At 69.6% G+C, this 19,259-nt stretch carries 19 protein-coding genes; 2 read left to right on the forward strand and 17 right to left on the reverse strand.

The features are described from left to right. Nucleotides 1-155 precede the first annotated feature (155 nt). The 15 genes from nusB to NBG84_RS31790 form a co-directional block, all read right to left on the reverse strand. Entirely contained in the window at nt 156-584 is a 429-nt protein-coding gene (gene nusB, locus NBG84_RS31720; protein WP_250923131.1) for a transcription antitermination factor NusB, read from the reverse strand. 2 nt (nt 585-586) lie between these two features. After that, nucleotides 587-1,153 (reverse strand): elongation factor P, encoded by a 567-nt coding sequence (gene efp, locus NBG84_RS31725; protein WP_250923132.1) that lies wholly within the window; start codon nt 1,151-1,153, stop codon nt 587-589. Between the two features lie 50 nt (nt 1,154-1,203). Then, a complete protein-coding gene (locus tag NBG84_RS31730) occupies nt 1,204-2,319 on the reverse strand; it encodes an aminopeptidase P family protein (RefSeq protein ID WP_250923133.1) in 1,116 nt (371 codons plus the stop codon). 123 nt (nt 2,320-2,442) lie between these two features. After that, nucleotides 2,443-3,393, reverse strand: a complete 951-nt coding sequence (locus tag NBG84_RS31735) for an AAA family ATPase (RefSeq protein WP_250923187.1) — start codon at nt 3,391-3,393, stop codon at nt 2,443-2,445. Between the two features lie 122 nt (nt 3,394-3,515). Next, nucleotides 3,516-3,956, reverse strand: a complete 441-nt coding sequence (gene aroQ / locus NBG84_RS31740; RefSeq protein ID WP_250923134.1) for a type II 3-dehydroquinate dehydratase — start codon at nt 3,954-3,956, stop codon at nt 3,516-3,518. After that, nucleotides 3,953-5,047, reverse strand: coding sequence for a 3-dehydroquinate synthase (gene aroB, locus NBG84_RS31745; RefSeq protein ID WP_250923135.1), 1,095 nt, complete (start codon nt 5,045-5,047; stop codon nt 3,953-3,955). The genes aroQ and aroB overlap by 4 nt, the downstream gene beginning before the upstream one ends. Beyond that, nucleotides 5,044-5,526, reverse strand: coding sequence for a shikimate kinase (locus NBG84_RS31750; RefSeq protein ID WP_250923188.1), 483 nt, complete (start codon nt 5,524-5,526; stop codon nt 5,044-5,046). The genes aroB and NBG84_RS31750 overlap by 4 nt, the downstream gene beginning before the upstream one ends. Before the next feature lie 47 nt (nt 5,527-5,573). Beyond that, the gene (gene aroC / locus NBG84_RS31755; RefSeq protein ID WP_250923136.1) at nt 5,574-6,758 is read right to left on the reverse strand and encodes a chorismate synthase; all 1,185 of its coding nucleotides are present in this window, start codon (nt 6,756-6,758) and stop codon (nt 5,574-5,576) included. A gap of 319 nt (nt 6,759-7,077) precedes the next feature. Beyond that, nucleotides 7,078-7,368, reverse strand: coding sequence for a hypothetical protein (locus NBG84_RS31760; RefSeq protein WP_250923137.1), 291 nt, complete (start codon nt 7,366-7,368; stop codon nt 7,078-7,080). Between the two features lie 101 nt (nt 7,369-7,469). Beyond that, on the reverse strand, nt 7,470-8,297 hold the full coding sequence (locus NBG84_RS31765) for a shikimate dehydrogenase (RefSeq protein ID WP_250923138.1): 828 nt from the start codon (nt 8,295-8,297) through the stop codon (nt 7,470-7,472). Beyond that, the gene (gene mltG, locus NBG84_RS31770) at nt 8,297-9,940 is read right to left on the reverse strand and encodes an endolytic transglycosylase MltG (protein WP_250923139.1); all 1,644 of its coding nucleotides are present in this window, start codon (nt 9,938-9,940) and stop codon (nt 8,297-8,299) included. Before mltG ends, NBG84_RS31765 begins: the two co-directional genes overlap by 1 nt. Nucleotides 9,941-10,044: 104 nt before the next feature. Then, entirely contained in the window at nt 10,045-10,509 is a 465-nt protein-coding gene (gene ruvX, locus NBG84_RS31775; protein ID WP_250923140.1) for a Holliday junction resolvase RuvX, read from the reverse strand. Next, nucleotides 10,509-13,178, reverse strand: a complete 2,670-nt coding sequence (gene alaS, locus NBG84_RS31780; protein WP_250923141.1) for an alanine--tRNA ligase — start codon at nt 13,176-13,178, stop codon at nt 10,509-10,511. The genes ruvX and alaS overlap by 1 nt, the downstream gene beginning before the upstream one ends. Further along, nucleotides 13,178-13,510: a DUF6167 family protein gene (locus NBG84_RS31785; RefSeq protein WP_250923142.1), complete on the reverse strand. Its 333-nt coding sequence runs from the start codon at nt 13,508-13,510 to the stop codon at nt 13,178-13,180. Before NBG84_RS31785 ends, alaS begins: the two co-directional genes overlap by 1 nt. A 6-nt stretch (nt 13,511-13,516) precedes the next feature. Next, complete coding sequence (locus NBG84_RS31790; RefSeq protein WP_250923143.1) at nt 13,517-13,960, reverse strand: DUF948 domain-containing protein; 444 nt, start codon at nt 13,958-13,960, stop codon at nt 13,517-13,519. Nucleotides 13,961-14,115: 155 nt separating this feature from the next. Here NBG84_RS31790 and NBG84_RS31795 point away from each other — a divergent pair, with 155 nt between their 5' ends. Further along, the gene (locus tag NBG84_RS31795) at nt 14,116-16,338 is read left to right on the forward strand and encodes an ATP-binding protein (protein WP_250923144.1); all 2,223 of its coding nucleotides are present in this window, start codon (nt 14,116-14,118) and stop codon (nt 16,336-16,338) included. Between the two features lie 22 nt (nt 16,339-16,360). On the opposite strand, the gene rpsD is transcribed toward NBG84_RS31795, so the two are convergent. Beyond that, nucleotides 16,361-16,975 carry a 30S ribosomal protein S4 gene (gene rpsD / locus NBG84_RS31800; RefSeq protein WP_250923145.1) on the reverse strand — a complete coding sequence of 205 codons (615 nt, stop codon included), beginning with the start codon at nt 16,973-16,975 and terminating at the stop codon, nt 16,361-16,363. 191 nt (nt 16,976-17,166) lie between these two features. On the opposite strand from rpsD, the gene NBG84_RS31805 reads away from it, so the two are divergent. Beyond that, nucleotides 17,167-17,868, forward strand: coding sequence for a DUF2470 domain-containing protein (locus NBG84_RS31805; protein ID WP_250923146.1), 702 nt, complete (start codon nt 17,167-17,169; stop codon nt 17,866-17,868). A gap of 31 nt (nt 17,869-17,899) precedes the next feature. Here the strand turns inward: NBG84_RS31805 and NBG84_RS31810 are convergent, their stop codons facing one another. Further along, the gene (locus tag NBG84_RS31810) at nt 17,900-19,258 is read right to left on the reverse strand and encodes a replication-associated recombination protein A (RefSeq protein ID WP_250923147.1); all 1,359 of its coding nucleotides are present in this window, start codon (nt 19,256-19,258) and stop codon (nt 17,900-17,902) included. Nucleotide 19,259 lies beyond the last annotated feature (1 nt).

Here is a 19,259-nt window from a genome sequence, read left to right on the forward strand (position 1 = left end):
ATACGCCCTGAGACGTTTCTCGGCCTTCTTTCGGACCTGGGGCCCTCCCGTAGTCCCCGGCGGGACGGCCCTGGGGAACACACGCCCCGGGCCCGGGACGAGAGGGCTTGACGCCATCTCGTCCCGGGCCCGGGGCGGCCTGCCTCCGACGCCGCTCAGTCGCGGCGCAGATTCGGCTTGAGTTCCTTGAATCGACCCAGAAGCCCGTTCACGAACGAAGGGGACTCATCGGTGGAGAACTCCTTGGCGAGTTCCACCGCCTCGTCGATCACCACCGCGTCGGGGGTCCCGTCCACCCACACCAGTTCATAGGCGCCGAGGCGAATGATGTTCCGGTCGACGACCGGCATCCGATCCAGCTCCCAGTCCACGGCGTACGTGGCGATGAGCTCGTCGATGCGGTCCGCGTATTCGGCGTACCCCTCGACCAGTTCCATCGTGTACTCGGTGACCGGTGGCTGCCGGGTGTCGGTCCGCGCGTGCCGAATCCAGTCGGCGAGGACCGTCTGCACGGACGCCCCGCGCTGGTCGGCCTCGAACAGGATCTGGAAGGCGCGCTTGCGGGCCTTATTGCGGGCGGCCACGGTTAGCTGTTCACCCGGCTGAGGTAGTCGCCGGAGCGGGTGTCGACCTTGATCTTCTCACCCGTCGTGATGAACAGCGGGACCTGGACGGTGTAGCCGGTCTCCAGGGTCGCGGGCTTGGTGCCACCGGTGGAGCGGTCGCCCTGGACACCGGGCTCGGTCTCCTTGATGACGAGCTCGACGGCGGCGGGAAGCTCGACGTAGAGCACCTCGCCCTCGTGGGTCGCGACGGTGGCCTCGAAGCCCTCGATCAGGAAGTTGGCCGAGTCGCCGACGGCGGCACGGGAGACATGCAGCTGGTCGTAGGTCTGCATGTCCATGAAGACGAAGTAGTCGCCGTCCATGTACGAGAACTGCATATCGCGGCGGTCGACGGTGGCCGTCTCGACCTTCACGCCGGCGTTGAACGTCTTGTCGACGATCTTGCCGGAGAGCACGTTCTTGAGCTTGGTGCGCACAAAGGCCGGGCCCTTGCCGGGCTTGACGTGCTGGAACTCGACGACGGACCAGAGCTGGCCGTTGTCGAGCTTGAGCACCATGCCGTTCTTGAGGTCGTTCGTGGAAGCCACGGTTGCGGAATCTCCTGGACTGACGCTGGTGGACGACCGCGAGGCGCGCGCTAGAGCGCGAGCAGCTCCTTGGTCGTGATGGTGAGTAGCTCGGGTCCGCCGTCCGCCTCCTGGCGCACGACGAGCGTGTCATCGATCCGGACACCGCCCCGGCCCGGAAGGTGGACCCCCGGTTCGACGGTGACCGGCACACAAGCGTCCAGTTTACCCATGGCCACAGGAGTCAACTGCGGGTCCTCGTCGATTTCGAGGCCCACCCCGTGCCCAGTCAGGGGTGCGAGGCCCTCACCATGCCCCGCCGCGGCCAGAATCTGGCGGGCGGCACGGTCCACGTCACGGCACGCGGCACCGGGCACCAGCGCTTCCCTGGCACCGCGCTGAGCGGCGAAGACCAGGTCGTAGAGCTCGATCTGCCAGTCCGCGGGGGAGGTGCCGATCACAAAGGTACGGCCGATCTCGCAGCGGTAGCCGCGGTAGTCCGCTCCCACGCACACCGACAGGAAATCACCCTCCTCCACCCGGCGGTCGGTGGGGCGGTGCCCTCGGCGTCCGGAGTTGGGTCCGGTGGCCACCGAGGTGGGAAAGGCCGGCCCGTCGGCCCCGTGGTCGATGAGGCGGCGCTCCAGCTCCAGGGCGAGATGCCGTTCGGTGCGGCCCACGAGAATGGACTCCAGCAGCTCGCCCAGTGCCTGGTCGGTGATCTCGGCGGCGATGCGCAGGGAGGCGATCTCCTCCTCGTCCTTCACGATCCGCTGCTGTTCCACGGCGAAGCCGAGGTCGGCGAGGTCGAGCCGGGGCGCCACCGAGCCGATCGCACGGTGACGGGCGACGGTGAGGTGGTGCTCCTCGACGGCCAGGCAGTCGATGTGCGCGGCCCGTGCCAGCTCCGCGGCCGCGACGGCGGGATCGCCTCCCGACGTGGGCAGGACGGTGAGTCTGAGCTGTTCGTCGGGCCGGCCGTCGGAAGCGGCCCCGAGCGGGGTGCGGGGGCAGAGCAGGATGTCCTCGGTGGGCCCGATGAGCAGGACGGCACCCGCGGGCGTGCTGCCGGCGAGATAGCGCACGTTCGCGGGCCTGGAGATGAGGGCCCCATTGCTTCCGCTGGCCGCACAACGATCACGCAGCCGGTTACGCCGGACCTCATGCACCCCAGACGCCTCTGCCATATCCCGAGCGTACGACCGACCAGCCGTACCGGCCCGGCCAGCGCGTCCGACCGTGGGGGACGCGCTGAGGGAGTGCGGCTCATTCGCCCCAGGCGCCCCGGGCGGGCAGGTCCCCTGAGCGGACTACCAACTGGGTGGGCTGGCGATCGCCCGGGCCAGGACCTCGTCCAGCGCTCGGGCCGTGGTCTCCACGTCGTACTTGGAGTTGTCGATGATCGGTAGGCCCGAGCCGTACCACCCCGCCATCCGGCCGTGGATGGTCGCTACCTCTTCGTCCGAGAGACGGCGATTGCCACTGCGCTCGGCATTCCGCTCCAGCACGATCTCCAGGCCGGGGAGGAGCACCACGGGGAGCAGTCCGGGCCCGACATGCCGCTTCCAGCCGCCGAGACCCACCACCGGGCGGTCCGGGAAGACGGCGTCGTCAAGGATGCAGGAGATGCCGTTGGCCAGGAAGTTGCGCGCTGCGAAGCCACAGGTGCGGCGGGCCAGCCGATACTGCGCCTCGGAGTGGTCGTTCCAGCCGGACTGGGGGTCGGCGAACCCCGAGCAGACCCATTCGCGCACATCATCGAGGCTGATGTGCGCGGTGGGCACCCGGCGCCTGGTGGCCCAGTGTCGGGCGACGGTCGTCTTACCGGCCCCGGCGGGACCGATCAGCAGGACGGCGAGCGTCGCCGCGCCCGTACCGCTGTCCGCGGGGGGCGGGGAGGGGAGGTGGACGGGACCTCCGGGGGGCAGTTGGACATGTCCGGTCGCATCCGGCCGGGGCTGTGCGCTCGGGGGCGGCGGTGCTCCCCAACCGGGCACGGGATGATGCCCGCCATGCCCCGGCGGTGGCCCGCCCGGGATGGGAGGAGCCGGCGCGGTCAGCGGTGGCGGCGGGCCCTGGGGAGGCGGGGGGCCCATGGGCGGGGGCGGGCCCTGGGGAGGCACCGGCACCCCGGAGTGGGTCCCGGGATACGGCCCCGGACGCTGGGCGTGGTGCGGCTGTCCGTCCGCGGCACCCGATGCTTCCGATCCACGCCCCGCTCCATGGGGCGGCGGCAGCGGAGCTCCCACTGCGTACTGCATCCGGTGCCACTCCGTCTCGTCTGACTGACGCTGGTCGGACAGCGACTTCGCTGCCATGCCATCGAACGGTACCCCCCGGCCGTCGTAGGGAAAACGGCCGGGGACGCCACGAAGTGCCCTGATCAGCCGGCGAGTTCCTCGGCAAGTGCGCGCAGTGCGAGACGGTATGACCCGATTCCAAAGCCCGCGATCGTCCCGCTGGCGACGGCCGCGACCACCGATGTGTGCCGAAACACCTCACGGGTGTACGGATTGGAGATGTGCACCTCGATCAGGGGAGCGGTCCGCTGCGCTGCGGCATCGCGCATTCCGTAGGAGTAGTGGGTGAAGGCGCCGGGGTTCAGCACCACCGGAAGCGACTCGTCCGCGGCCTCGTGGAGCCAGCGGATCAGTTCGCCCTCGTCATTGGTCTCCCGCACATCGACGTCAAGGCCCAGCTCCTTGCCGAGCGCCTGGCAGGTCTCCACCAGACCGGCGTAGGAAGTGGCGCCGTAGACATCGGGCTCACGGGAGCCAAGGCGCCCCAGGTTGGGGCCGTTGAGGACCAGGACTCGACGGGTCACGCGGACACCTCCCCGTAGGCGGCCATCAGCACGGCGGGGTCCGGGCCCTCCAGGACGGTCGGCTTGGCCAGGCCGTCCAGCACGATGAACCGCAGCAGACTGCCCCGGGACTTCTTGTCCACCTTCATGGTCTCCAGCAGCTGGGGCCACTGGTCGCCGCGGTAGGTCAGCGGCAGCCCGACGGACTCCAGCACCGCCCGGTGCCGATCCGCGGTGGCATCGTCGAGCCGACCCGCGAGCCGACCCAACTCGGCGGCGAAGACCATGCCGACCGAGACCGCCGCGCCATGGCGCCACTTGTAGCGTTCGTTCTTCTCGATGGCGTGGGCGAGGGTGTGCCCGTAGTTCAGGATCTCGCGCCGACCGGACTCCTTGAGATCGCCGGAGACCACCTCGGCCTTGACCCGGATCGAACGCTCGATCAACTCGGCCGTGTGCTGACCCTCCGGGGTGCGGGCCGCAGCCGGGTCGGCCTCGATCAGATCGAGGATCACCGGGTCGGCGATGAAGCCCGCCTTGATGATCTCGGCCAGACCGCTGACGTAGTCGTGCACCGGCAGTGAGTCGAGGGCGGCAAGGTCGCACAGCACCCCGGCCGGCGGGTGGAAGGCGCCCACCAGGTTCTTGCCCTCGGCGGTGTTGATACCGGTCTTCCCGCCGACCGCCGCGTCCACCATGCCGAGAACGGTCGTGGGCACGGCGATCCAGCGCACTCCCCGCAGCCAACTCGCCGCCACGAACCCGGCGAGGTCGGTGGTCGCGCCGCCGCCCACGCCGATGATGACATCGCTGCGGGTGAACCCGGACTGCCCCAGGGCCTTCCAGCAGTACGCGGCGACCTCCGCGGTCTTCGCCTCCTCGGCGTTGGGCACCTGGATCGCGATGGCCTCATAGCCCTGCGCGGCCAGATCCTCGCGGATGGCCTCACCGGTGCCGGCGAGCGCCTCCGGATGCAGTACGGCCACCCGCCTGCCGCTGGCTCCGATCAGACCGGGCAGCTCATCGAGCAGCTGGCGGCCCACCAGCACCTCGTAGGGATCGGTGCCCGCCGAACCACCGACCTGGATACGGGTCACTGACTGATCGGTCATGCGTCCTTCAGCTCCAAAGCGTCGAGGACCGCCTGGGCGACCTCTTCGGGGGTGCGTTCGTCGGTGGCCACGACCACCCGGGCCACCTCGGTGTAGAGGGGACGGCGGGCGTCCATCAGTTCCCGCCACTGACGGCGTGGATTGACGGCGAGCAGCGGTCGGGCCTGGTTGAGGCCGACCCGCCGGACCGCTTCCTCCGCCTCCAACGAGAGATAGACCACCGGAAGGCCGGCCAGTAGCTCCCGGGTGGCGTCATCGAGGATGGCACCGCCACCGAGGGCGAGCACTCCGCGGTGCCCGACGACGGCTTCCCGCACCGCCGCGCGCTCCAGCTCACGGAAGTACGGCTCACCGGCGTCGATGAAGATGTCGGCGATCTCCCGGCCCTCAACGGCGACGATATCGGCGTCGGTGTCCCGATAGGGCACGTCGAGCCGCTGCGCGAGCAGCTCACCGACCGTGGACTTCCCCGAGCCCATGGGCCCGACGAGGACGATCAGCGGGCCGCCCGCCGTGGGTGCGCTGTTCACCGGATGCGCAGATTGTCGAGGTAGCCGCGGACATTGCGACGGGTCTCCGTCACGCTGTCGCCGCCGAACTTCTCCGCGACCGTGTCCGCGAGCACCAGGGCGACCATCGCCTCGGCGACGATGCCGGCGGCGGGCACGGCGGCCACGTCGGAGCGCTGGTGGTGAGCGGCGGCGGCCTCGCCGGTGGCGATGTCCACGGTGGCCAGCGCCCGGGGCACGGTGGCGATCGGCTTCATCGCCGCGCGTACCCGCAGCAGCTCACCGGTGGACATGCCGCCCTCGGTACCGCCCGAGTGGCCGGAGGTGCGGCGCAGCCCCTGGTCGGTCTTGACGATCTCGTCATGAGCCTGGGAGCCGGGCACCCGGGCCAGTTCGAAGCCATCGCCGAGTTCCACGCCCTTGATCGCCTGGATGCCCATCAGGGCGCTCGCCAAGCGGGCGTCGAGCCGTCGGTCCCAGTGGACGTGCGAACCCAGGCCGACCGGGACTCCGTAGGCGAGCACCTCGACGATGCCACCGAGGGTGTCGCCGTCCTTGTGGGCCTGGTCGACCTCGGCCACCATCGCCTTGCTGGCGTCGGCGTCCAGGCAGCGAACGGGGTCCGCGTCGAGTCGCTCCACATCCGCCGGTACCGGGTAGACGCCCAGGGGCGCCTTGGCCTTACCGAACTCCACGACGTGGGAGACGATCTCGATCCCGGCGGTCTCCTTGAGGTAGGAGCGGGCCACCGCGCCGAGCGCGACCCTGGCCGCGGTCTCCCGGGCGCTGGCGCGCTCCAGGATGGGCCGAGCGTCCTCGAGTCCGTACTTCTGCATCCCGGCGAGGTCGGCATGCCCGGGCCGGGGCCGGGTCAGGGGAGCGTTGCGGGCGAGTGAGGCCAGCTCGTCGAGGTCGACGGGGTCGGCCGCCATGACCTTCTCCCACTTCGGCCACTCGCTGTTGCCCACCAGGATCGCCACCGGGGACCCCATGGTCAGCCCGTGGCGTACGCCGCCGAGGAAGGTGACCTCGTCCCGCTCGAACTTCATGCGCGCGCCGCGGCCGTAGCCGAGCCGCCGCCTGGCGAGGTGGTCGGCCACCAACTCCGTCGTGACCGGTACGCCGGCGGGAAGACCCTCCAGCGTTGCCACCAGTGCGGGTCCATGGGACTCGCCGGCCGTCAGCCAACGCAACCTGCTCAACGGTGCTCCTCTTGCTCGCGCCTGGAACTGCGACGGCGCGGCCGGGTGCGCGGCCCTGGCCCGCCGCGTCCGATCCTCCCACGTCCGCGGCGGTGGCCCTGCGACGGTCCAGCAATCGGACGGGTGAGCGAGCGGTGGTCGGCCCCGTGGACCGCCGGGGCAGGGCCGGGAGAGCGGTAGGCCGGCGAGGTGGCGAGGGGCCCGCACGGCGCCGCATGGGCGGGGCGTGGCAACCAACCGTCAGCGCGAGAATCCCCCGGTGGCCTCGGCGGGCACGGCCGCTGGAGCAGCCCGCGCCCCTCAGCAGACACAGCCGTTTTCAGCGCTGCCCGGACTCCGCATCGCGCTGCGGGGCGTAGGACCCGGGGAAGTCAGCCCCGGACGGCCCCTGCTCCGGGCGGGATGGGGCCTGGGCGCCCGGATGGTCCGCGCCGCTGCCCCGGGTACCGGGCGCGGCGGCGAGGGGGTGTCCGCTTGCGGACCCTCCGCCGCTGGCCATGCGCCGCTGCTCGATCCTGTCCTTGATCCAGATGGCCCAGCGCACCGCGAAGATCAGCAGGACCAGGCAGAGCAGCGGGATCTCCATCCAGTCCGGGAGGAAGGCGACCACCCCGTCGAGACCTTGCTGACGATCCCCGCCTGCGGTTGCCCCAGGTCACCGGAGTTCACGCACTACTCCCCCGCCACAGAAAACCCAGAATGCGGGAGATCCTAGCGTTTTTCGATCATTCGTTCGCCTGCGATTCTCATGGCCTCCAGCGGCCCTGGGCGCCCGGTCATCTGCTCGACCTGGAGTACGGCTTGGTGGACCAGGAGGTCCAACCCACCGACCACGGCTCCGCCCCGGGCGGACCAGGCCGCCGCGAGATTCGTGGGCCACGGCTCGTACAGCACATCGAAGAGGGTTCCCGGCCGCTCGGGTACCTCGGCGGCGAGCGCATCGGTCGCTCCGGCCGGTGTGGTGGCGATGACCAGCGGGGATCGCAGCGCCTCGGCGGCGCGGTCCCAGCCCGCGGTCCGCACCTCCACACCGAGCCGCTTGCCCCAGCCCCGCATTTCCACCGCCCGGTCCTCGCTGCGGACATAGGCGCTGATGGGTCCGGTGCAGATCCGGGCGAGCGCGGCGAGCGCCGATGACGCGGTCGCGCCCGCACCGAGTACGGCAGCGGACTCGACCGTCTCCACGCCCCGCTCCCGCAGTGCCGCGACCATGCCGGGGATATCGGTGTTGTCACCGGTCTTGCGGCCGTCATCGGTGAACACCACGGTGTTGACGGCCTCGACCGATGCCGCGGTGTCACTGATCTCGTCGAGCAGGGGGAGGATCGCCCGCTTCAACGGCATGGTGAGCGACAGCCCGGCCCATGAGCCGTCGAGTCCCGAGACAAAACCGGGGAGTGCGGCCTCGTCCACCTCGAACCGGTCGTACGACCAGTGGTCGAGGCCCAGTTCCGCATAGGCGGCGCGGTGCAGCACCGGGGAGAGGGAGTGGGCGATCGGCGATCCAAGGACCGCCGCCCGCCTGCTGGTCGCACTCACTACCCGTCCTTCTCCTTCTTCTGCTCCTCCAGATACCGCTGGCGGTTGCGCTCGTGCTCCGCGTTGGTCTCAGCGAAGAGGGTCTCGTCCTCGGTGATGGAGACGAAGTAATACCACGGCCCGGCAGTGGGGTTCAGGGCTGAGCTCAGTGCGTCCTGTCCCGGGTTTCCGATGGGGCCGGGCGGCAGACCCTGTATGCGGTAGGTGTTGTAGGGGTCCTTGATCCTACGCAGAGCGTCAACGGACCCGATGGCGAGCTTGCTCTCACCCTTGATGTAGTTGACCGTCGAGTCGAACTCCAACCGGCCGATCGTCTCGGTGTTGTTCTCCTTGAGACGGTTGTAGACGACCCGGGACACCTTGTCGAAGTCGTGCTTGTACTTGCCCTCGGCCTGCACCAGGCTCGCTACGGTGATCAGCTCAAGCGGCGACTTCAGCCCGAGCTTGGTCGCCTCCCCGGCGAGGTCCGTCCTGTTGTACTCCTTGTTCGCCTCGGCCACCATCTTCTTGAGGACGGCCTCCGGCTTCATTCCCTTGGCGATCGGATAGGTCGCCGGGAAGAGGAAGCCCTCCAACGGGTCCCTGAGCTCCTTGCCCTTGACCCAGCTGGGCAGGCCCATGGTGCTCGCCTGCGATCTCGCGATGGCCGCGGTGGTGCCCTTCTTGAGCTCCAGACGCTTGTCGATCTCCGCGTAGACCCAGACATTGCGCTTGCCGGGGGGGAGGATCAGGTTGTTGCGGCTCTTGGGGTTGAGCATCGCCTGCACGGCGTTTGCGCCGGACATCTCCTTGGGCAGGATGTAGACGCCCGCCTGGACGCTCTTGCCCTGGGCCGCGGAGACAAAGGCGCCCGAGCTTTTGACGACCCCGGCCTTCTTCAGGATGCTGCCGATCTCCTGGAGACCCGCGCCCGCGGGGACCTCGATCTCGGTGGTGCCGCTGCCGGCGCCGGCGAAGTCCTCGGGCGCACCGAACTTGCCCTCCCAGAACTGATACCCGAAGTAGCTGACCCCGCCGAGGCCGCCGAGGAGAACCAGCGAGACGACCAGGCAGGCGCAGCCGTTGCGGCCCTTCTTCTTGCCCTTGCCACGGCGCTCGTTCCCGCCGTCACCACCACCGCGGCGACGGCCCTGGCGGGGGTCGTCGTACCCATCGGCGTCGTCGGCATCCGCGCCGGTGAAGAAGGGGTGCTTCTCCTCCTCCGGTGCCTCGGCCTCCCACTGCCCAGCATCGGCCTCTGGCTCGGGCTCGCTACGGCGGTTCGGGGGCTCCGGCGGCGGGTACGCCTCAGGAGTGGCGTAGTAGTCCGCCTCCTGCTGGTTGCCGTAGCCGGCGGGGGTACCGCCGTAGGGCATCGCCGTCTGCTGGCTGGTGTCCCAACCACCGTCATACGGCTGCTGGGCGGCCTGCCCCTCGAACTGCTGCCCTTCGTAGGACTGCTGACCGTCGTACCCCTGCTGGCCGTACTGCTGCTGGTACGCGTCGGCGCCGTACTCCTGCTGCTGCGGCTGCGCGTACTGGTGCGGCTGGCCAGTGGTGGAATCCTGGCCGGTTCCAGCCTGGCCTTCCCATCCCTGATCGCCGTACAAAGGGTCATCGGGATGCCACGGTTCGGAGCCGGGGCCCCGGCCATAATCAGTCATCGATCCCCTAGGGCCGCGAGGTGGCCGCCACGCCGCGCCGCCTCTTTTCTGTGCGGCAGCTGTTCGAACACCGCCGCATGGCGCGGAACGTTACCGTATCGCGATCAGACAACCACTTCGACGCCCTCACCCGGAGGGGCTCCTGACGCCCGTTCGGACTCCAGAGCGTTCTGAAGAATCACCACAGCGGCAGCCTGATCGATGACAGAGCGGCCTTTTTTGGACTTCACACCCGAAGCACGAAGGCTCTGAGTCGCCGTTACTGTGGTCATCCTCTCGTCGACCAATCGGACCGGTACGGGTGCGATGCCCCGGGCCAGTACCTGCGTAAAGGCCCGGATCTTGACCGCGGCGGGGCCCTCTCCACCGCTGAGCGAGCGCGGCAGACCGACGATGACCTCGATCGGTTCGTACTCCTGAACGATCATTTTCAGCCGACGGTGGGCGGCCGGGACATCGCGCCCCGGCACGGTCTCCACCGGGGTGGCGAGCACCCCGTCGGGGTCGCACGAGGCGACCCCGATGCGGGCGTCTCCGACGTCCAGCGCAAGACGGCGTCCTCTGCGCATCAGGAGGTCTCGGCGACCAGGCGTTCGACGGCGGCGATGGCGTCGCCGACCGCGTCCGCGTTCTGTCCGCCGCCCTGGGCGACATCCGGCTTGCCGCCGCCACCACCACCGAGTGTCTTCGCAGCCGTCCGTACCAGCTCGCCGGCCTTCAGACCCCGCTCGCGAGCGGACTCGTTGGTGGCGATGACGGTCAACGGGCGTCCGTTCGCCACGGTGAACAGCGCCACCACGGCGGGGCGATCGCCCTGGATGCGGCCACGGACATCGAGCACCAGCTTGCGCAGATCATCGGCTGAGGTGCCGTCCTGCACCACCCCGGTCACCACGGCCACGCCTCGGACGTCCCGGGCGCCCTCGACCAGCCCCGCGGCGGCCTGGAGCACCTTCTCGGCGCGGAAGCGCTCGATCTCCTTCTCCGCGTCCTTCAGCTTGGCGAGCATGGCGGAGATCTTCTCGGGCAGCTCCTCGGAACGTCCCTTGACCAGCTCCTGGAGCTGGGCGACCACGGTGTGCTCCTTGGCGAGGAAGTTGTACGCGTCCACACCGACGAGGGCCTCGATACGTCGAACCCCCGAGCCGATCGACGACTCACCGAGGAGTTTCACCAGGCCCAGTTGGGCGGTGTTGCCCACATGAGTGCCACCGCACAGCTCCTTGGAGAAGTCACCGATGGTGACGACTCGCACCCGCTCGCCGTACTTCTCACCGAACTCGGCGATGGCACCGGACTTCCTGGCCTCGTCGATGCTCATGATCTCGGCCTCGACCTCCAGCTCACGGGCGAGAACCTCGTTGATCCGCTGCTCGACATCGGTGAGCACCGTGCCGGGCACGGCGGACGGTGAGCCGAAGTCGAAGCGGAACCGACCGGGCGAGTTCTCCGAGCCGGCCTGGGCGGCCGTCGGGCCCAGTGCGTCGCGCAGGGCCTGGTGGGTCAGATGGGTGGCGCTGTGGGCGCGGGCGATGGCACGACGGCGCTTGATGTCGATGGCCGCATGGGCGGATGAGCCCACGGTCACCTCGCCGACCTGGACCGAGCCCTTGTGCACGGAGACGCCGGGCACCGGCTGCTGCACATCGCGGATCTGGATGACGGCACCGGAGTCCAGCCTGATGCGCCCCTGGTCGGCCAGCTGACCGCCGCCCTCGGCATAGAACGGGGTCCGGTCGAGGACGACCTCGATCTCGTCGCCCTCGGAGGCGGCGGGGGCGGGCACCCCGTCGACGAGCAGGCCGACGATGGTCGACTCACCCGCGGTCGAGAGATAACCGGTGAACTCGGTGGAGCCGGCGCGGTCGGCCACCTCGCGGTAGGCGGAGAGATCGGCGTGACCGGTCTTCTTGGACCGGGCGTCCGCCTTGGCCTTGTCCCGCTGTTCCTTCATCAACCGGCGGAAGCCGTCCTCATCGACCCTCAGCCCCTGCTCGGCGGCCATCTCCAGGGTGAGGTCGATCGGGAAGCCCCAGGTGTCATGGAGCAGGAACGCCTTGTCCCCGGCGAGGACCTTGGCGCCGCCGGCCTTGGCGTCGGTGATGGCGGTGTCGAGGATGTTGGTGCCGGCCTTGAGGGTCTTGAGGAAGGCGGCCTCCTCCGCGAGGGCCACGGTCTCGATGCGCCTGCGGTCGGTGACCAGCTCCGGGTACTGCACACCCATGGTCGTGACGACCGCGTCGGCCAGCTCGGCGATGACCGGACCGGTGGCGCCGAGGAGCCGCATGTTGCGGATGGCGCGACGCATGATCCGGCGCAGTACATAGCCGCGCCCCTCGTTGCCGGGGGTGACACCGTCCCCGATGAGCATCACGGAGGTACGGATGTGGTCGGCCACCACGCGAAGGGACACGTCCGACTCGTGGTCCACGCCGTAGCGCACACCGGTCAGCTCGGTGGCCTGGTCCATGACGACACGCAGGGTGTCCGTCTCGTACATGTTGTGCACGTCTTGCAGGATCATGGCCAGACGTTCGAGCCCGAGGCCGGTGTCGATGTTCTTGGAGGGGAGCTCCCCGAGGATCGGGAAGTCGTCCTTGCCCTCGCCCGCGCCGCGCTCGTACTGCATGAAGACCAGGTTCCAGATCTCCACATAGCGCTCGTCGTTGACGGCGGGGCCGCCCTCTTCGCCGAACTCGGGCCCGCGGTCGTAGTTGATCTCAGAGCACGGTCCACAGGGGCCGGGCACGCCCATCGACCAGAAGTTGGGGCCCATGCCCAGACGCTGGATGCGTTCGGCGGGTACGCCGATCACATCGCGCCAGATCTGCTCCGCCTCGTCGTCCTCCTTGTAGACCGTGATCCACAGACGCTCGGGGTCAAGGCCGTAACCACCGTCGGCGACGGAGCCGGTGAGCAGCTCCCAGGCCAGCTTGATGGCCCCTTCCTTGAAGTAGTCGCCGAAGGAGAAGTTGCCGCACATCTGGAAGAAGGTGCCGTGGCGGGTGGTCTTGCCGACCTCTTCGATGTCCGGGGTGCGCACGCACTTCTGCACACTGGTGATCCGCGGGGCGGGCGGCTTGACCTCACCGAGGAAGTACGGCTTGAAGGGGACCATGCCCGCGGGGACCAGCAGCAGAGTCGGGTCGTCCGCGATCAGCGACGCCGAAGGAACGACGGCGTGTCCGCGCTCCTCGAAGAAGCTCAGCCAGCGGCGGCGGATTTCAGCCGACTCCATCAGTGGTCCTCATTCCGGTTGTACGAGTGGTCGGGGTGCTGGATGTGCTGGCGCTGCCCCAGGGCGGGGCGATGACGTTGGGCGGGTAGTTCAGCGGGGTCGGGTGGGGTGTGCATGCCGAGCACTTCCCCCAACTCCTCCTCGCGCTGGGCCATTCCTGCCCGGACGTCGAGTGCGAAGTCCTTGAGTTTATGACCTGCGTCGATGGCCTTGTTCGCCGCCTGCGCGGCAAGGCTCTCGGGGGTCAGCTGCTGGAGCTTGCGGTGGACCTTGGTGGTGGCCCAGACACCGGCTGCGGCACCAGCGCCAAACCAGAACGCTCGGCGGAACATCGTTCGTCAACCCTTTCTGCCCCACCGGCCGCGCCCCTCGCGGGCCGCCGGGACGGTGCGGCCGACGACCGTACGCCGGGAGCGCTCCCGGGAGCGCTGCTCCTCGGGCCCGCGGCTCATCGCCCGGCGAACGCCGTACCCGAAGGCCGCGACCTTGACCAGCGGGCCGCCGAAGGTGGAGGCGACGGTCGTGGAGAGTGCGGAGGCGTTGGAGGTGACTTCCTGGACGTCCGTGGCGATCGCGTCGACCCGGTCCAGCTGGGTCTGTGCGGAGCGGACCGTGGCAGACGCGTCCGCCAGCAGCGGTACCGCCTGCTCGGTCACCTCCGCCACCAGCCGGGTGGTCGCCTTGAGCGTCTGCGCCAACCTCACCAGCACCACCGCGAGGAAGGAGACCAGGATCGCCCAGAAGACGGCGACCAGAATCCCGGCAACCTCTCCACCGGTCACGCTGCACCGCTCTCTGCTATCGCCGGACACGTCTGAAAACCTCTGCCGAGCCTATCGCGCCCGGGGTCTTGCCCCCTACCGCATTGATGGCGGGCAAGGGGAGTCGCCGCAGAAGATTGTACGGAGTGGAATCACGCGGGTACGCTGCGTGTCCCATGCGCCGCTCTCATCGCAACTGCCCGTTCCCTGACGGTCATCCGCACGGTCTTCCGCTGGACCATCCTTCGAGGCGGGAGGGCCGGTCGGCGGGGTTCCCCGGCTTTGTGGGCCGGGTCGATGAGCTGGCCCAGCTCGCGCGACTGCTCGATGGCTCGCGGCTGGTGACCGTGGCCGGCGTGGGCGGGGTGGGCAAGTCACGGCTCGCCATGCAGGCGGCCGCGGCAGTGCAGAATCGGTTCACCGATGGGGTGGGCCTGGTGGAACTCGCCGCGGTCCATGACCCGGGGCTCATCGGGCACGCCCTCGCGGAGGCCCTGGACATCACCCACCGCACCAGCAGATCACCGCGTGACGTACTGGTCGACCATCTCGCCGAGCGCGAGCTCCTCCTTGTCCTCGACGGCGTCGAACATCTCGCCGCGGAGTGTGCGGATTTGGTGGCGGATCTCCTGGCCGCAGCTCCGGGCCTGCGGATTCTCGCTACCGGCCGCCGGCCGCTGCGCCTGCCGAACGAGGCGACTCTGCCGCTGGCGCCGCTGAGTGAGTCCGACGCGGTCCAGCTGTTCGCCGACCGCGCGGCCCTCACCCTGGCCCGCTTCCGGCTGACCGACGGCGATCAGCACCGCGTCCAGGAGATATGCCGGCGTCTCGATGGCATCCCCCTCGCCCTGGAACTAGCGGCGGGCAGGCTCGCGGGGCTCACCCTCGACCAGGTGCTGGAGCGGTTGGACGATCGCTTCCGCCTCCTGACCGGGGGCGGCCGGGCTCTGCCGCCGCGCCATCAGACCCTGCGGACGACCATTGGTTGGAGCCATGAGCTCTGCACTCCCCCGGAGCGGCTGCTGTGGGCCCGGCTCACGGTCTTCGCGGGCGAGTTCGATTCCGAGGCCGTGGAGTATGTGTGCAGCGGGCCGGATCTCCCCGCCGAGAGCGTGCCCGGGGTGCTGGCCGAACTGGTCGCCCAGTCGGTCGTCTCCCGTACGCGGACACCCGCGGGCGTGCGCTACCGCATGCTGGACACCCTTCGGGTGTACGGCGGCGAGTGGTTGGCGGCCCTGGGCGACGACATGAGACTGCGCAAGAGACATCGCGACTGGTACATGGGCCTGGCTACCTGGTGCGAGTTGGACTGGTTCAGCCCGCGCCAACTGGAGGTGGCGGCCTGCGCCGAAAGCGCCCTGCCCAATCTGCGGGCGGCGCTCGAACTCTGTCTGGAGCGGGACGGGGACACCCATCTCGGTCAGCATCTGGCGGGCACACTCTGGTTCTTCTGGGTCGGCTGCGGTCGGCTCGCTGAGGGCAGGCACTGGCTGGACCGCGCGCTGGCCCTGCCCAACGCGCATGCCCCGTCCCGCTTGAAGGCCCAGTGGGTGCTCGGACAGGTGGCGCTTCTGCAGGGCGACGGCGCAGCGGCGGAGCGGGTGCTGCACGACTGCCGTGAGGTGGCGATCCGTACCGACCACCCGGTGGCGGTGGCGTACGCGGTGCATCGGCTGGGCAGCCTGGCCCTGCTGTCCGACTCCACCCCTCGCGCCGAGGACCTACTGCGCGGGGCCCTCGCCTCCTACCGGGAGTTGGGCGAGCTGAACAGCAATGTCCTGCTGGCTCAGACCTCACTGGCCATGGCCCTGGCCTTCCAGGACCGAGGGGAAGAGGCCGTCAGACTGTGCGAAGAGGTCCTGGAGTCGTGCCAGGGCAACGGCGAGCTCTGGGCCCGCTCCTATGCGCTGTACGCACTGGGATACACGGCCCAGATGGCCGGCGACCGGGCCACCGCGCGGACCAGGCTGAGCGCGGCGGTGTCCATCGCGCACCGCTTCAACGACCCGGTGGGCGCGGCGCTCTGCCTTGAGCTGCTGGCACTGGTCACCGCGGAGACGGGCGGTACGGCGGAGGCCGCGTTGCTGCTGGGCGCCGCGGCGGCGGTGTGGGACGAACTCGGTGTTCACCTCGCCGGGTTGGGCCGCTTCGGCGCACCCCGGGAACTGTGCCGCCGTCTCACCGTTGGCGCACTGGGCTCCGAGCGGTATGGATCGCTGGTGCGGGAGGGGCGCGCGCTACTGCTGGATGCGGCGGTGCAGCGTGTGGTCGCTCCGCCGGACCGGTGTCCGCCGGTGCCGCAGGGGCGTACCGCCGAACAGTCGGCCGCTCCCACGGCCCCGGGCATGCGAAAGCCCGCCGGCTCTCCCATCCCACAGGGCGGGGAAACGGCGGGCTGAGGCGCGGGTTACCCCGCCCGGATCAGCGGGCGTAGTACTCGACGACGAGCTGCTCGTCGCAGATCACGGGGACTTCCTTGCGCTGCGGGTCGCGGTCCAGGCGGAAGGCCAGGGCCTTCAGGTTCACCTGGAGGTAACGCGGGGTCTCACCATCGGCGGCGAAGCCACCCTCGCGGGAGACCTGGAACAGGGTCTTCTCGCGGGAGCGCTCGCGGACCATCACGACGTCGTCGGGACGGACGCGGAAGGAAGGCTTGTCGACCTTGCCACCGTTGACCTCGATGTGGCCGTGGACGACCATCTGACGGGCCTGGTAGATGGTGCGGGCGATGCCCGAGCGCAGGACCAGCGCGTCAAGGCGGCGCTCCAGCTCGATGACCAGCGCCTCGCCCGTCTTGCCCTCGGCCTTGCGGGCGCGGTCGTAGGCGCGGACCATCTGGCGCTCGCTGATGTCGTACTGGGCACGCAGGCGCTGCTTCTCCAGCAGACGGACCTTGTAGTCCGAGTTCTGCTTGCGGCCACGGCCGTGCTCACCCGGGGGGTACGGGCGGGCCTCGAAGTACTTGACTGCCTTCGGCGTCAGCGCAATGCCGAGCGCACGAGACTTCTTGACCTTGGGACGCGACTGGTTAGGCACGTTCTCCAGACCTCCGAAATAGGTTAGGTTAGGCTCACCTTACTCAAGGAGATCGCATGTCTCGCCCTGGGAACACCAAACGCGTCACGGACAGCACAAAGAACGTCGACGCTGCTCAGAGGAGCGTCGAAGCGACGGAGGTCCGATCAGCTCATGGTCAGCCGCGTCCCAGCGGGCTTGAAAACACTCGAATGCCGTCAGCAGCCGAGCGCACACGAACTCTCGTACAGAGTACATGCTCCGCGGTACTGCTCATCGCGGGCGTCGACAGCCCCCGCCCCGAGCTGCTCAGCCCCCATGCACGGGTGGTGGGGCCCGACGGTGAGGTCTTCCTCCTCTTTCCCGCGGACTCCCCCGCCGTCCGCGCGGCCACCCACGCCCAGGACGACGAGCTCACGGCCGTGCTGGAGATCACCGATGTGGCACCGGTCTCCGTCCCCCACCGTATCCGCGGCCGTGCCTGGGTGACGGGCTGGCTCACCAGTGTGCCCGGAGTGGCCGAGCCCGGCTTGATGATGCTCCGCCTCGAAGTCGGCGAACTGAGCGTGGACGACCTCTGGGGCGCAGCCACGGTCGAGCCCGAGGACTTCACCGAAGCCGGTGTCGATCCGCTGATCGCCCATGAGACCGAGCTGCTCCAGCATCTGCACTCGGCCCACGGTGAGCAGGTCCAGGAGCTCTGCGGACTGCTCGGTGAGCGCGTCGACGGCATGGGCACGGAGAACGGACGCATCCGGCGGGCGGTGCCGCTGGCGCTCGATCGCTTTGGACTGCGGGTGCGCTTCGTCGGAGAGCGGTGCTTTGACGCCCGCTTCGACTTTCCCGAACCGGTGCAGGACATCACCGGGCTACGCCGGGCGATGCACACCCTCTTCGAGGCGGCGACGCACTGACGCGCCCCGCGCACCCGCGCGGCGCACCCGGCTACTCGCCGCGCAGCCGCTCCCGCACCTTCTCCACCACATCCGCGTACCGGGCTTCGGCGCCGTACCGCGTCGGTTCGTAGTAGCGCTTGCCCTGCACGGCGTCCGGCGCGTACTGCTGGGCGGCGATGGCACCGGGCACATCGTGCGGATAGACATATCCCTGGGCATGGCCGAGCTTGGTCGCGCCCTTGTAGTGGCCATCGCGCAGATGCGCGGGCACCGGGCCCGCCAGCCCGGCACGCACATCGGCGAGCGCGGCTGCGATCGCGGTGGTCGCGGTGTTCGACTTCGGAGCCAGCGCGAGCGCGATCGTCGCGTGGCTGAGGGTGAGGGCGGCCTCCGGGAAACCGATCATGGCCACTGCCTGGGCCGCGGCAACAGCGGTCGGCAGTGCCGTCGGGTCCGCGAGACCGATGTCCTCGCTCGCTGAGATCATCAACCGGCGAGCGATGAACCGAGGGTCCTCGCCGGCATCGATCATGCGGGCCAGGTAGTGCAGTGCCGCATCCACATCGGAGCCGCGGATGGACTTGATCAGGGCACTCGCCACGTCGTAGTGCTGGTCACCGTCTCGGTCATAGGCGACGGCGGCACGGTCCACGGTCTCCTCCACCGTCTGGAGGGAGACCTCCGGCTCGCCCTTGTCGAGCGCGGCGCCGGCCGCGGCCTCCAGTGCGGTCAGCACCCGCCGGGCGTCTCCGCCCGCGATCCGCAGCAGATGTGCCTCGGCGTCCGCGGGCAGCGAGAGCGCACCGCCCAGACCGCGCTCATCGGCCAGGGCGCGAGCGAGCAACCCCTTGAGGTCCTCGTCGGTGAGCGACTCCAGCGTCAGCAGCAGGGAGCGGGAGAGCAGCGGTGAGATCACCGAGAAGTAGGGGTTCTCCGTCGTGGCGGCGATCAAGGTCACCCAGCGGTTCTCGACGGCGGGCAGCAATGAGTCCTGCTGGGCTTTGGAGAAGCGGTGGATCTCATCGAGGAAGAGGAGGGTCTCCCGGCCGTAGCCGCCCGCGGCCCGACGTGCGCCCTCGATGACCGCCCGGACCTCCTTGACCCCCGCGGTGATCGCCGACAGCTCCACAAAACGCTTGTCGGTCGCCTTGGACACCACATAGGCCAGGGTCGTCTTGCCCGTCCCCGGCGGGCCCCAGAGGATCACCGATGACGGCCCGGCCCGGCCGGGGCTCGCGCCGGGACCGGTGCCGACCAGTCTGCGCAGGGGTGAGCCCGGCTTCAGCAGATGGCGCTGGCCGACGACCTCGTCGAGGGTGCGCGGACGCATCCGAACAGCCAGGGGGCTGCTGGACGGGTCCTTCTCCTGGCGTTCTTCGGCAGCTGCGGTAAAGAGGTCGGGCTCCACG

The sequence above is a fragment of the Streptomyces albipurpureus genome (assembly GCF_023701525.1).
GTDB lineage: Bacteria > Actinomycetota > Actinomycetes > Streptomycetales > Streptomycetaceae > Streptomyces > Streptomyces albipurpureus.

What these genes read in the sequence shown, in the direction of transcription:
- NBG84_RS31730 (WP_250923133.1), bottom strand. Translation starts at nt 2,319, where the DNA reads ATGGCAGAGGCGTCTGGGGTGCATGAGGTCCGGCGTAACCGGCTGCGT.
- NBG84_RS31735 (WP_250923187.1), bottom strand. Translation starts at nt 3,393, where the DNA reads ATGCAGTACGCAGTGGGAGCTCCGCTGCCGCCGCCCCATGGAGCGGGG.
- aroB (WP_250923135.1), bottom strand. Translation starts at nt 5,047, where the DNA reads ATGACCGATCAGTCAGTGACCCGTATCCAGGTCGGTGGTTCGGCGGGC.
- NBG84_RS31750 (WP_250923188.1), bottom strand. Translation starts at nt 5,526, where the DNA reads ATGGGCTCGGGGAAGTCCACGGTCGGTGAGCTGCTCGCGCAGCGGCTC.
- mltG (WP_250923139.1), bottom strand. Translation starts at nt 9,940, where the DNA reads ATGACTGATTATGGCCGGGGCCCCGGCTCCGAACCGTGGCATCCCGAT.
- ruvX (WP_250923140.1), bottom strand. Translation starts at nt 10,509, where the DNA reads ATGCGCAGAGGACGCCGTCTTGCGCTGGACGTCGGAGACGCCCGCATC.
- alaS (WP_250923141.1), bottom strand. Translation starts at nt 13,178, where the DNA reads ATGGAGTCGGCTGAAATCCGCCGCCGCTGGCTGAGCTTCTTCGAGGAG.
- NBG84_RS31785 (WP_250923142.1), bottom strand. Translation starts at nt 13,510, where the DNA reads ATGTTCCGCCGAGCGTTCTGGTTTGGCGCTGGTGCCGCAGCCGGTGTC.
- NBG84_RS31795 (WP_250923144.1), top strand. Translation starts at nt 14,116, where the DNA reads ATGCGCCGCTCTCATCGCAACTGCCCGTTCCCTGACGGTCATCCGCAC.
- NBG84_RS31805 (WP_250923146.1), top strand. Translation starts at nt 17,167, where the DNA reads ATGCCGTCAGCAGCCGAGCGCACACGAACTCTCGTACAGAGTACATGC.